Consider the following 12805-nt stretch of genomic DNA (forward strand, 5'->3'; position numbering starts at 1 on the left):
CGGACCGATCATCAGGCGTCCTGCATTGGCGCGGTTTCGCCGCCGGTGGCGATGTAATCCGCTTCCCACTGGGCGAACTCGCTGCGGCTCAGCAGATAGCGTTCGCGGGCTTCGTGGAAGCTGATCGCCTTTTCGTGAACCGCACGAACCACCTCGTCCTTGCGCGCCTTCGACCAATGCACGCGGTGATTGCGCGGCAGCGAATTGTAGCTCTTGATCGCATCGGCGATCGAGACATTTCTGGGATAGGCCATTGCTCATACTCCTCGTCGCTTGTCATCATCGCCCCCGATTGAGGCGAGTGTTGACGGGGAGGCCTAACGAGATGCTGCCGGATATGGTTAACGGGGCCTTGATGAAACGCGCCGTGCTTTTCGCGCGGCGAGTTGAGGGCAAAGTGTCGGCTTGTTTTACAGGCAGTTGCGTTGCCCGGGCCGACTAACGCAAAACGGGGGCGGTGCCGTGCTGGCACCGCCCCCGCAGCTAGACTCCGGATGGCCGCGTTTACTCGCCCGTCGCCGGGCCCATCAGGCGCTGCATGAGATAGACGAATTGCAGCGCCTGCAGCTTGGCGCGCTGGTCGTTGTCGACCCCGCCGGAGTGGCCCCCGGTGGTATCCTCGAAGTAGTAATAGGGCTGGCCGAGCGCCTTCAGCTTGGCCGCACCTTTCCGCGCATGAGCGGGGTGGGTGCGATCATCCGCGGTCGAGGCCCAGAGGAAGGGTGCAGGGTAGTCCACCCCCTCCACGATCTTCTGATAGGGCGAATAGCCCTCGATCCAGGCGCGTTGTTCGGGGATGCGCGGATCGCCATATTCGCCGATCCACGAGGCCCCGCGTCCGATCAGGTGATAGCGCAGCATGTCGAACAGTGGGATCTGCACGATCGCCGCGTTCAGCAGGTCGGGCCGCTGGGTGAAGAAGGTGCCCACCAAGAGCCCCCCTTGCGAGCCGCCCTGGATGCCGAGATGCTCGGGCGAGGTGAAGCCGCGCTTCACCAGATCCTCGCCCACCGCGATGAAATCGTCCCAGGTGCGCTGCTTGTTTTCGCGGATCGCGGTCTGGTGCCACATCGGCCCGAACTCGCCACCGCCGCGCAGGTTGGCGAGCACATAGGCGCCGCCCTTTTCGACCCACAGCTTGCCCGTGCTGCCGAGATAGCCCGGCAGACGCGGCACCTGGAACCCGCCATAGCCGGTCAGCAGCGTGGCGGTGGAGCCATCGAGGGTCATGCCCTTGGGCTTGACGACGAAATAGGGGATTTTCGTTCCGTCCTTGCTGGTCGCCTCGTGCTGTTCGATCTCCATGCCGGCGGAATCGAAATACGAAGGCGACTGCTTGACCTGCTCAAGCGTCAAGCCGTCCTTGGCGTAATACCACGTGCTGGGGCTGAGGAAATCGGTCGAGGCGAACATGATCTCGTCCGTCTCGTCAGACGAAGCGACGATACCGAGCGTCGCATTGTCGGGCAGCGCGACCTGCGTGCTCGACCACTTGCCATCCGCGTAGTCGAACTTCAGCACCCGCCCGCGCACATTGTCGAGCAGTTCGACGAACAGGCTGTTCTTGGTTGTCTGGGCACCTTGCTTGGTCTGGCGTTCTCCCGGCGCCCAGACCAGCGTCATCGGCACCCCGTTGGGGTCGGCTTTCCACGCCTCGAGATCGGCCGAGACGAGCGAATCCGCCGCAAAGGTCTGGTCGCCGCGCGTCCAGTCGACATCGGTGGAGAACAGGATCTGGCCGTCGATAATGCCGGCAGGCCCGGCCTTGGTCGGCAGGTCCAGCTTGAGCCATTGGCCGTCCTTCTCGAAGAAATACTCGCGCTCATGGAACGAGATACCGCGATAGCCGAGGCGCCCGTGGATCACGTGTTCGCCATCGCGCAGCAATGATGCACCCGCTGACACGTCGGTCTTTTCACCCCGGAAAATCTCCGGTGCGTCCTCCAGCGCGGTGCCGCGCTTCCACAGGCGGGTGGTGAAGGGGTAGAAGCTTTCGGTGGTGGTCTCGGGCGTGAAGTTGCGGCTCACCAGCAGGGTGTCCTCATCCAGCCACTGTGCACTCCCCTGGCTTTCAGGCAGGGCAAAGCCGTCTTCCACGAAGCTCTTGGTGGTGATGTCGAATTCGCGGCCAAGGCTCGCGTCCTTGCCCCCGTCCGACAGGTAGACCATGCAGCGCGTGCCTTCGGGCGGCAGGCAGGACATGCCGCCATAGACCCACTCCTTGCCTTCGGCTGCGGCGAGCGCGTCGATGTCGAGGATGATTTCCCACTCGGGCTTGTCGGTGCGCCAGCTTTCCAGCGTGGTGCGCCGGATCAGGCCCTTGGGGTTCTTCGCGTCCTGCCAGAAATTGATCATCCCGTGCGGGGTGAAGGCGACGCCGGGGATGCGATCATCGGAATTGAAGATCGCCAGCGCCTCGGCCTTCAGCTGCGCGTAGCGCGGGTCGGCTTCGAAGGCGGCAAGGGTGCGCTTGTTTTCCGCCTCGACCCAGGCCAGCGCCTCGGGCGAGCGGGCCTCTTCGAGGAAGATGTAGGGATCCTGCGCGGGGCCGGGGATACCGTCGGCGGGCTGTTCCTGCGCCGCGGCGCCGGTGGCGGATGCGATGGTCATTGCGAGAGCCAGTGCGAAAGTGGAGACAAGTTTCAAGCGTCCTCTCCTCGGGGAATGCGAAGCGCCGTTGTGCCGAGTGTGCGCAGCGATGTGAAGGGGATAGAATCAAAAAGGGCGGACCCTGCGGCCCGCCCTCTTGTCTCAGTTCCGGTGAGGCCGATCAGCCCTCGACGTGCTCGGCGAGCACGGTGAGGCCCTTCTCATTCACCTCGGCAAAGCCGCCGCGCACCTGGATGATCTCCGGCGCCGCGCCGTCCTTGGCGAAGACCTGCACCGCGCCGTCGCGGATCGTGCTCATGAAGGGCGCATGGCCCTCCAGCACGCCGAATTCGCCCTCGGTGCCGGGGACGACCACCATGTGGACGTCTTCCGAGCGGACGAGCTTGGCGGGGGTGACGAGTTCGAAGTGGAGGGGCATGATGCCTTACGCCTCTTCGGCCATCTTCTTGGCCTTTTCGACCACCTGATCGATCCCGCCGACCATGTAGAAGGCCTGCTCGGGCAGGTGGTCGTATTCGCCATCGACCACCGCCTTGAAGCTCTTCACGGTATCTTCGAGCTGAACGAACACGCCCGAAATGCCGGTGAAGACTTCGGCGACGTGGAAGGGCTGGCTGAGGAACTTCTGCAGCTTGCGCGCGCGGGCGACGATCAGCTTGTCCTCTTCCGACAGCTCGTCCATCCCGAGAATGGCGATGATGTCCTGAAGCGACTTGTACTTCTGCAGCGTTTCCTGAACGCGGCGGGCGGTTTCGTAGTGCTCTGCACCGACGACACGCGGTTCGAGAACGCGGCTGGTCGAATCCAGCGGGTCAACCGCCGGGTAGATGCCAAGCTCTGAGATCGCGCGCGACAGGGTGGTGGTCGCATCAAGGTGCGCGAACGAAGCGGCAGGCGCCGGGTCGGTCAAGTCGTCCGCGGGCACGTAGATCGCCTGCACCGAGGTGATCGAGCCCTTGGTGGTCGAGGTGATGCGCTCCTGCAGCTTGCCCATGTCGGTGGCGAGGGTCGGCTGATAGCCCACCGCCGAGGGAATACGGCCGAGCAGCGCCGACACTTCCGAGCCCGCCTGGGTGAAGCGGAAGATGTTGTCGACGAAGAACAGCACGTCCTGACCTTCGACGTCGCGGAAATATTCCGCCATGGTCAGGCCCGAGAGCGCGACGCGCGCGCGCGCGCCCGGGGGCTCGTTCATCTGGCCGAAGACGAGCGCCACCTTGGAGCCTTCCGAGGTCGCATTGCCCTCGGCATCCTTGGCGATAACGCCGGCGTCGAGGAATTCGTGGTAGAGGTCGTTGCCCTCGCGGGTACGCTCACCCACGCCGGCGAACACCGACACGCCGCCGTGGCCCTTGGCGATGTTGTTGATGAGTTCCTGAATCAGCACGGTCTTGCCGACGCCCGCGCCGCCGAACAGGCCGATCTTGCCGCCCTTGGCGTAAGGCGCGAGGAGGTCGATCACCTTGATGCCGGTGACAAGGATCGCGGCTTCGGTCGACTGGTCGATGAAGGCCGGGGCTTCGGCGTGGATCGGGGCGGTGCTTTCCGCGCCGATCGGGCCGCGCTCGTCGATCGCTTCACCGACGACGTTCATGATGCGGCCGAGCACCTTGGGGCCGACCGGCACCGAGATCTGCGCGCCGGTGTTGATCACTTCGCTGCCGCGCACGAGGCCTTCGGTCGCGTCCATCGCGATGGTGCGCACGGTGTTCTCGCCGAGGTGCTGGGCGACTTCGAGCACCAGCGTCTTGTCGCCGTTGCGGGTCTCGAGCGCGGTGAGGATCGGCGGCAGTTCGCCTTCGAACTGCACGTCGACGACGGCGCCGATCACCTGCGAGATGGTGCCGTTGGTGGTCTGGTTGAGAGCGGCGGTGGCCATTTTTCGTTCCTAGCCTTCGTTTAGAGCGCTTCTGCGCCCGCAATGATTTCAATAAGTTCAGTGGTGATCGCGGCCTGGCGGCTGCGGTTGTACTGGATGGTCAGCTTCTGGATCAGCTCGCCCGCGTTGCGCGTGGCGTTGTCCATCGCGGTCATCGAGGCGCCCTGTTCCGAAGCCTCACGCTCGAGCAGTGCGCCGAACAGCTGGGTGCGCACGTAGCGCGGCAGCAGTTCCTCGAGGATTTCCTCTTCGCCGGGCTCATATTCCACGACCGAGTCCGCTGCGACCGCATCGGTCGGGGCGGGGACGGGGATCAGCTGATTGACCGTCGGATCCTGCGCCAGCGCCGACTTGAAGGTCGGGTAGATCAGGTGCGCGACATCGAACTGGCCCGCGTCGAACATCGCGATCAGCTCGTCGGCGATGGCCTCGGCCTCGTCGAATCCCGGGGTCTTCACCGTGCTGGTGTCGAAGCCCGCGCCGATCAGGTTCGGGAATTCGCGCTTCAGCGGCGCGCGGCCCTTCTTGCCGACGAGGTAAAATTCCACCGTCTTGCCCGCCGCCTGCAACTCGCGCGCCTTGGCCTTGGCGGCCTTGACGATGTTCGAGTTGAGACCGCCGCACAGGCCCTTGTCGGTGTTGACGACCACGAGCAGGTGCTTCTGATCCGCACCGGTGCCCGCCAGCAGCTTGGGCGCGGCAGAGCCGGACACCTTGCTCGCCAGCGAGGCCATCACCGCACTGAGGCGCAGGGCATAGGGCCGCCCGGCCTCGGCCGCAGCCTGGGCACGGCGCAACTTGGCCGCCGCGACCATCTGCTTGGCCTTGGTGATCTTCTGGGTCGATTTGACCGAGTTGATCCGGCCCTTGAGTTCCTTGAGCGATGGCACTGCCGGGTGTCCTTACGCGAACTGCTTGCCGAAGGCTTCGAGCGCGGCCTTGGTCTTATCCGCGACGTCGCCTTCGAACTTCTTCGAGGTGCGGATCTCGGTCAGCACGTCGCCGTGTTCGCGGCGCATGAAATCGAGCATCTGCGCTTCGTATTCGTTGACGCGGTTCACCGGGATCGCATCGAGGAAGCCGTTGGTGCCGGCATAGATCGACACGGTCTGCTCTTCGAACGGCATCGGCGAGAACTGCTTCTGCTTGAGCAGCTCGGTCAGGCGCGCGCCGCGGTTAAGCAGCTTCTGCGTCGCGGCGTCGAGGTCCGAGCCGAACTGCGCGAAGGCCGCCATTTCGCGGTACTGCGCAAGGTCGAGCTTCATCGAGCCCGAAACCTTCTTCATCGCCTTGGTCTGAGCGGCGCCGCCGACGCGGCTCACCGAGAGACCGACGTTAATCGCGGGGCGGATGCCCTGATAGAACAGGCCGGTTTCGAGGAAAATCTGCCCGTCGGTGATCGAGATCACGTTGGTCGGGATGTAGGCCGACACGTCGCCCGCCTGCGTTTCGATGATCGGCAGCGCGGTGAGCGAGCCGTGGCCGTTTTCCGCGTTCATCTTCGCCGCACGCTCGAGCAGGCGGCTGTGAAGATAGAACACGTCGCCCGGATAGGCTTCGCGGCCCGGAGGACGACGCAGCAGCAGCGACATCTGGCGATAGGCGACGGCCTGCTTGGAAAGGTCGTCATAGACGATCACGGCGTGCATGCCGTTGTCGCGGAAGAATTCGCCCATCGCGCAGCCGGTGTAGGGCGCGAGGTACTGGAGCGGCGCGGGCTCCGAAGCGGTCGCGGCGACGACGATGGAATATTCCATCGCGCCGTTTTCTTCGAGCTGCTTGACGATCTGCGCGACGGTCGAACGCTTCTGGCCAACGGCGACATAGACGCAGTAGAGCTTCTTGCCTTCGTCGTCGCCCTGATTGGCTTCCTTCTGGTTGATGAAGGTGTCGATCGCGACGGCGGTCTTGCCGGTCTGGCGGTCACCGATGATCAGCTCGCGCTGGCCGCGGCCAACGGGCACAAGCGCGTCGATCGCCTTGAGGCCGGTCTGCACGGGCTCCGAGACGGATTCGCGCGGGATGATGCCCGGCGCCTTCACTTCGACGCGCATGCGCTTGTCGGCGACGATCGGGCCCTTGCCGTCGATCGGGTTGCCGAGCGCATCGACCACGCGGCCGAGCAGGCCCTTGCCGACCGGCACGTCGACGATGGTGCCGGTGCGCTTGACGACATCGCCTTCCTTGATCTCGCTGTCCGAGCCGAAGATCACGACACCGACATTATCGGCTTCGAGGTTGAGCGCCATGCCCTGCACCCCGTTGGCGAATTCCACCATCTCGCCGGCCTGCACCTGATCGAGGCCGTGGATGCGGGCGATCCCGTCACCCACCGACAGCACGGTGCCGGTTTCGCTGACTTCGGCCTCGGTACCGAAATTGGCGATCTGGTCCTTGATGACCTTCGAGATTTCTGCGGCGCGGATTTCCATTTTTCGTGTCCTTTAAGCCTGCATGGCTTTGGCGAGCGAGTTGAGACGGGTGCGGATCGAGGCATCGATGCGCTGCGATCCGATGGTGACGACGAGCCCGCCGAGAAGGTCGGGGTCGACCTTGGCGGAGAGCATGACGGTGCGGCCTTCGCGCGCCGTCAGCTTGGTCTTGAGGGCGGCGAGCTGATCGGCGCTGAGCGGGTGCGCGCTGGTGACGGTGGCGGTCACTTCGCCGCGCTGGGCAGCGGCAATCGCCTTGAATGCGCTGATGATCGCGGGGATCTTGGCCAAGCGGCGGTTGCCGGCGAGAACGCCAAGGAAATTGGTGGTCAGGGGGCTGAGCTTCAGCTTCTTCGCCACCGCCGCCATCGCCTTGCCCTGCACATCGCGGGCAAGTTCGGGATTGGTGGTGAGCGCGGCGAGATCGGGCGATTCGCTCAGGGCAGCGCCCAGCGTTTCGAGATCCTTCTCGACCGCGGTCACCTTGCCATTCTCGGCAGCCAGATCGAACAGGGCCGAGGCATAGCGTCCAGCCAGGCTAGCCTTGATACCGGCGGAAATATCCACGCGCGTCTCGTCCTCTCGGAAAACTCGTAAGGGGTCTTGCTTGGGCCTTGGGTGCAGGGCGCGCACAAGGGCACCCCGTCAAAGCTGGCGCGCGCCTAGCAATTGATTCCCGATCCTGCAAGCCGCGAGGGGTGGGAATTGTGCGAGTGCGAAGAAAGTGCCGGTTGCTGTCGACTGTCTATTTGGCCGCAGTCTTCGCGGTGCAGCTGTAGACCAGCCGCTCGTTGGGTCGCTCGGGCAGCCTGGCGATCAGCGCGGATTGCTGTTCGCCCAGCGTGCGCGCGGCATCGCTGACCCCGCATGAGGGCGGCGTATAGGCCGCGCGGGCCTCGCGCGCTTCGGCCAGAGCCTCCTGCCCCAGCAAATAGCGGTCGGTGCGCAGCGTGCGGGTGGCCGGGTCATAGGTGTTGACCGCCACCGCCGCATCGTCCTGCGCGGCGAAGACCCTCTGCCATTCGCCGCCCTTGCCGAGCCCGTATTGCGTGCGCCCGTTGACGCAGCCATCCGCCGACCATTCCAGCGCGACATCGTCGGTGCGCGCGGCGGTGACGCGGCTGCGATCGGGCACCAGCGTGCAGATCAGCGCGCCCTCCGCCGCAGTGGAGGGAGAGGTCGGTTCGGGCACGGGGCCGCCTTCGGCTTCGGCGAGGGCGGCAGCGACCCGGTCCTCGATCTCGGCAAGGCCGGGGCGGGTGATCCACAGCAGCCCGGCAATTACCAGCGCCGCGGCAGAGGCAGCGGCGGCGAGGCGGGCCTGGGTGGTGCGCGCTGCGTCACCGCGCCATATGCTTGCGGCATAGCCTGCGCCGATCGCGGCGATCAGCGCGATCAGCGCCAGCGCCATGCGGTTCTCGCGCGCCGCCAGCACCTCCATCTGCGCCGTCAGCCGCGCCTTCTCGCGGACCTCGCGCAGTTCCTCGGAGCGCTGCGCCATCCGCTCGCGCGCCTGCGACTGGTCGGCTTCGAGCCGTTGGCGTTCCTCGGCATTGAGCTCGTCGATCGAGCGGCAGGGGAGCGCGTTGGTGGTCGGCTCCACCCCGTTGCTGCGCAGGAAGGGGAGCAACTCGCGCAAGGACACCGCGAAATAGAACTCGCCGTCGCCGCCGCTCGAATCCGCGCTGAAGGAATTGACCCCGATCACCCGCCCGCACGGATCGAGCAGCGGCCCGCCCGAATTGCCGCGCGCGATAGGGGCGGTGTGGAGGATGGTGTCGAACTGGCGGCTGGGCCGCTCGCCCGACAGGAAGCCGCGCGACTTGACCGGCGGCTGGGCGCTGAAGATGTCGGCCATGTCGAGCCCCTGCGCCAGATCGACATTCATGGGATAACCGACCGCCGCGACCTCGCCGAGATTCGCGCCGTTGCCGCCCGCCAGTGCCAGCGGCGGCAGGCGCAGCGCACCCTTGGCGATTTCGAGCAGGGCGAGATCGTTGCGCGGGCTGATCGCGATCACGCGGGCAAAGGCGCCGCCCTTGCCCTCGGGCGGGACGATGCCGATGCGCAGCGTATCGTCCTGCGTCGCCTCGCTCACGACATGGGCGTTGGTGACGATCCGGGTGGGGCTGACGGCAAAGCCGGTGCCGTGGCTGATGGGGACGGGCTGGTCGCCTTCCTCGCCGATGATGATGACCCGCACCACCCCGCGCGAGGCCGCCTCGACATCGCCGGGATCGGCGGCGGCGGGCAGGGCAAAGGCCAGCACCAGCAGGGCCGCAAGCCCAAGGGTCAGATGGTGCAGCCACGCAGCGGTGATCTTGCGGGAGACGTCTTGCATAGATTGACGCTTATAAGCGCGTTTGCGAAGCAGGCGCTAGTTCGCGTTGCGCCGGGACAAAATGCAGCGCCATGCCAAGGAGAATGACCCGATGAAACGCCGCCTTCCGCTCGTGCTCGCCGCACTGGCTGCCACAATCGCTGCCCCTGTCAGCGCACAGCCGAGCGCGCCGGTTGCCGAGGCGCCTGCGGGGCCGATCGACTTCACCGTGCATGGCGATGCCTTCGCGGTGACGGCGCCCGCCGGCTATTGCACCCCGACCGGAGCACGCGCGACGCAGATGGATACGGCCAATTCGTGGGATTCGCAGAACCTGACCCCGGTCAGCCTGATCAGGTGCGGCACCGAAGGCGAGGACTACATTCTGGTGAAGACCCCCCGCCTTGACGAGAGCATCGACCTCTCCCGCGCGGATTTCCTCGGGGTGATGAAGGACCAGTTCACTGCCGAGCTCATCGAGCAGGGACTTGCCACGGGCAGCCGCGATCTCAGCAAGGGATCGGGAATCGAAGTCAAGATCGGCGGAGACAGCTTCGGCTATCGCGGCGCGGATGAGAGGTGCGTCTATCTCGGCGGTTCGCTGGAGGCGGCCGGGGCGGACGGACGCAAGGTCGCGGGGCAGGTGGGCGTGTGCATCACGCTGGTTCGGGGGAGGCTGTTGACGGTCAACGCCTATGACTTCGGCCCCGGTGCCGACGCGGCCGCGATGATGGCCCGCGCCCGTGAAATGGCAGCCACGATCACCTGATCGCGCCGCCAGCAACATTGAGCGCAAGACGCGGGGGTGTGCGCGGGCCGGGAATCGGGCAGGATGTTTCACGTGAAACATTTAGAGAACATTTCCGATGAGCAGCGCTGGCAGGCGGTGCTCGCCAAGGATCGCCGGTTCGACGGGGCCTTCGTCACCGGCGTGCATTCGACCGGCATCTATTGCCGCCCCTCCTGTCCGGCGCGCGTGCCGCTGCGCCGCAATGTGCGGTTCTACCCCGGCGCGGCGGAAGCCGAGGCGGCGGGACTGCGCGCCTGCAAGCGCTGCTCGCCGAACAGCCAAAGCGCGGAGGAAGCCTGCGTCCTCGCCGCGATCGCCGCGATCCGCGCAAACGGTGCGATGACTTTGGCGGCGCTGGCCGACCTCACCGGCTACACGCCGACCCATTTCCAGCGCCTGTTTACCCGCAGTCTCGGCCTCTCTCCCGCCGCCTTCGCCCGAGCCCTGCGCGAAGAGCGGGTGCGTGAGGCGCTGAGTGCAGGCCTTGGCGTGAATGAAGCGCTCGCCCGCGCGGGCTATGCCGGGGCCGATCAGTTCTACGCACAGATGAAAGGCAGGCTGGGAATGAAGCCGAGCGACTGGAACAGAGGCGGTGCGGGTAAGCAGGTGCACTGGGCGGTGCTGCCGACCTCGCTCGGCGAAATGCTTGTCGCCGCGACCGACAAGGGCGTGTGCTGTCTCGCCTTCGGAGAGGGCGAAGCAGAACTGCGCGCGCGTTTCCCCCGCGCCGAACTGGTCGCGGCGGGCGAGGATTTCCGCGACCTTTTCGCACAGGTCGTGGCGGCGGTCGAACAGCCGGGACCGGGCAGCGCCGCGATCCCGCTCGACGTGAAGGGCACCGCCTTCCAGCAGCGCGTGTGGGACGAACTACGCCGCATCCCGCATGGCGAGACACGCTCATATGGCGAGTTGGCAGCGGCGCTGGGCAATCCCAAGGCGAGCCGCGCAGTCGGCGGGGCCAACGGCGCGAACAATGTCGCGGTACTGATCCCCTGCCACCGCGTAATCGCCGCCGATGGCTCGCTGGGGGGCTATGCCTATGGTCTGGAGATCAAGGCGGAGCTCCTGCGGCGCGAGGGTGCGGGCTGACTACTGGTCGTCCGGCTCGCCGCCCGGCGCGAAGGGTTCGGGCGCGGGGCCGCTATCGACATTCTCCGCCGGCGGGTCGCCCACCACGTTGCCAACGCCGGTATCCTCGATCACGATCGGATCTTCGACCGTGCCGTCAGTGTCGCCAGCGGGGTTGATGATCACGACGACGGCAAGAACACCCATCAGCGCGATGACGGCGGGCCAGAGCCACTTGTTGCGAGGGGGTTGGGGGTTGAGGTTGTCGGCCATCAGGCGCTCCTGTTGCGAAAGTTTCGTGCGGCAGAAAGCTCTGCGCGCTTCTTGCTAAACCAAGGAGTTCGCCGGGCGCCGGGTTCCGTTTTGTCAGCCGAACCGGCTCTGGCACGCGATGACCCGCGCTCCGTGCCGCGGTATTTGCGCGGCCCGGCAGGGATTGTCCGCCATCGCGGCAGCTCTATAACTCTTTGAATGATGGACACCCCGCCCGAACCACCCACCGCGCAGGAACAGCTTATCGAGAGCAAGCTGATCGGCTGCGGGCTGAAGGCCGGAGGCTTTTCGGTCCGCTACGAGGATTATCTCCAGAGCATCGAAGTGCGGATCATGCCGGTGGCAGGCGCCACGCCGGAGCATTTCGGCTGCATCAAGGAGGCCGCATTCCCCGAAATCGTGACCTTCGAAGATGGCCCCATGTTCATGCAATACAATGAATATCTGGAAGAACTTTACCGACCCCAGGCGCTCGCCGACGCGCGGGCCGCGCTTGATGCGCGCGGGTTGCTGGAGAACTTCCCCGCGCGCGAGGATTACGCCACGCTTGCCGATTATGCCCGCGCGCTCGAGGCTCATGCGGGATACGCGCCCGGCACCATGCTGCAGTTCGAAGGCGACGAGACTTTGGTCTTCGACCCGGCGAACAACGACCTGCTTGCCGAGGCAGACTACGAGCGATTGGCTGTTCTGCTGAACGTGATAAAATTCGCTTCCGCGCGGGACGGGTTCACGTTCGGGTTCATAGGCAACGACAAATATCGCGAGTGAGGCGGGGGAGCGCGGCTCAATCCAGCTTGGGCGGCATCCCCGGCTCGCACTTTGACATCGCGCGCTGGTAGGCCGGGCGCTCGCCGATGCGCTTGAGGTAGGCTTTGAGGTTCGGCAGGTGATCGATGGCCATCCCGCTCATCGCCCGAGACGTGGTCAGCTGGAAGCCCATCATGATATCGGCGGTGGTAAGCTTCGATCCGCCGAAATAGTCCGCCTCGCCCAGCCGCTTCTCGACGATGGCCCACCCCTTCTGCACCCGGTCGGCGACGAATGGCGGCAGCTCCTTCGCGCCCATGAACTGCGCCACCAGCGCCATCATGCCATTGGTCATGAAGGTCGCATTGGCCCAGTGGAGGTAGAACAGGTGGTCGGCGAAATCGGGGTGATCGGGGCCGGGCACCAGATCGGTATCGGGCGCATATTTGGCTACGATGTAGTCGATGATCGCCCCGCTTTCGCCCAGCACCAGATCGCCATCGGTGATGACCGGCGCTATCCCCATCGGATGCAGCGCCTTGTATTCGTCGGGCGCAAGGCGGTTGTCGGTGCGGCGGGTGTAGAGCTTGCACTCGTAATCCAGCCCCAGCTCCTCCGCCAGCCAGACGATGCGTTCGGATTGCGACAGGCGCAGGTGGTGGATGGTCAGCATGGCATCGGGC

The 12805-nt window shown here is 65.6% G+C and carries 13 protein-coding genes; 3 read left to right on the forward strand and 10 right to left on the reverse strand.

Annotated features, from left to right (window positions below):
- Positions 1-11: 11 nt before the first annotated feature.
- From E2E27_RS08785 to E2E27_RS08820, 8 genes are all read right to left on the reverse strand, one after another.
- A complete protein-coding gene (locus E2E27_RS08785) occupies positions 12-254 on the reverse strand; it encodes a DUF1153 domain-containing protein (RefSeq protein ID WP_086608972.1) in 243 nt (80 codons plus the stop codon).
- A gap of 250 nt (positions 255-504) precedes the next feature.
- Positions 505-2610, reverse strand: a complete 2106-nt coding sequence (locus E2E27_RS08790) for a prolyl oligopeptidase family serine peptidase (protein WP_141458585.1) — start codon at positions 2608-2610, stop codon at positions 505-507.
- 160 nt (positions 2611-2770) lie between these two features.
- Complete coding sequence (locus tag E2E27_RS08795) at positions 2771-3028, reverse strand: ATP synthase F1 subunit epsilon (RefSeq protein ID WP_141458586.1); 258 nt, start codon at positions 3026-3028, stop codon at positions 2771-2773.
- Between the two features lie 6 nt (positions 3029-3034).
- Positions 3035-4489 (reverse strand): F0F1 ATP synthase subunit beta, encoded by a 1455-nt coding sequence (gene atpD / locus E2E27_RS08800; RefSeq protein ID WP_141458587.1) that lies wholly within the window; start codon positions 4487-4489, stop codon positions 3035-3037.
- Between the two features lie 20 nt (positions 4490-4509).
- Complete coding sequence (locus E2E27_RS08805) at positions 4510-5379, reverse strand: F0F1 ATP synthase subunit gamma (RefSeq protein WP_141458588.1); 870 nt, start codon at positions 5377-5379, stop codon at positions 4510-4512.
- Positions 5380-5391: 12 nt separating this feature from the next.
- Positions 5392-6921, reverse strand: coding sequence for a F0F1 ATP synthase subunit alpha (gene atpA, locus E2E27_RS08810; protein ID WP_141458589.1), 1530 nt, complete (start codon positions 6919-6921; stop codon positions 5392-5394).
- Between the two features lie 12 nt (positions 6922-6933).
- A complete protein-coding gene (locus E2E27_RS08815; RefSeq protein WP_141458590.1) occupies positions 6934-7488 on the reverse strand; it encodes a F0F1 ATP synthase subunit delta in 555 nt (184 codons plus the stop codon).
- Positions 7489-7666: 178 nt separating this feature from the next.
- Entirely contained in the window at positions 7667-9262 is a 1596-nt protein-coding gene (locus E2E27_RS08820; protein WP_141458591.1) for a S1 family peptidase, read from the reverse strand.
- Positions 9263-9353: 91 nt separating this feature from the next.
- Between E2E27_RS08820 and E2E27_RS08825 the strand changes: the two genes are divergently transcribed.
- Positions 9354-10010 (forward strand): hypothetical protein, encoded by a 657-nt coding sequence (locus tag E2E27_RS08825; protein WP_141458592.1) that lies wholly within the window; start codon positions 9354-9356, stop codon positions 10008-10010.
- A gap of 63 nt (positions 10011-10073) precedes the next feature.
- Positions 10074-11120 (forward strand): bifunctional transcriptional activator/DNA repair enzyme AdaA, encoded by a 1047-nt coding sequence (locus tag E2E27_RS08830; protein ID WP_141458593.1) that lies wholly within the window; start codon positions 10074-10076, stop codon positions 11118-11120.
- Here E2E27_RS08830 and E2E27_RS08835 read toward each other — a convergent pair whose 3' ends face one another.
- On the reverse strand, positions 11121-11372 hold the full coding sequence (locus E2E27_RS08835) for a hypothetical protein (RefSeq protein WP_141458594.1): 252 nt from the start codon (positions 11370-11372) through the stop codon (positions 11121-11123).
- Between the two features lie 198 nt (positions 11373-11570).
- Between E2E27_RS08835 and E2E27_RS08840 the strand changes: the two genes are divergently transcribed.
- Positions 11571-12143 carry a hypothetical protein gene (locus E2E27_RS08840; protein ID WP_141458595.1) on the forward strand — a complete coding sequence of 191 codons (573 nt, stop codon included), beginning with the start codon at positions 11571-11573 and terminating at the stop codon, positions 12141-12143.
- Positions 12144-12159: 16 nt separating this feature from the next.
- Here E2E27_RS08840 and E2E27_RS08845 read toward each other — a convergent pair whose 3' ends face one another.
- Positions 12160-12795 carry a glutathione S-transferase family protein gene (locus E2E27_RS08845; RefSeq protein WP_141458596.1) on the reverse strand — a complete coding sequence of 212 codons (636 nt, stop codon included), beginning with the start codon at positions 12793-12795 and terminating at the stop codon, positions 12160-12162.
- Positions 12796-12805 lie beyond the last annotated feature (10 nt).

The sequence above is a fragment of the Porphyrobacter sp. YT40 genome (genome assembly GCF_006542605.1).
In the GTDB taxonomy this organism is placed as follows: domain Bacteria; phylum Pseudomonadota; class Alphaproteobacteria; order Sphingomonadales; family Sphingomonadaceae; genus Erythrobacter.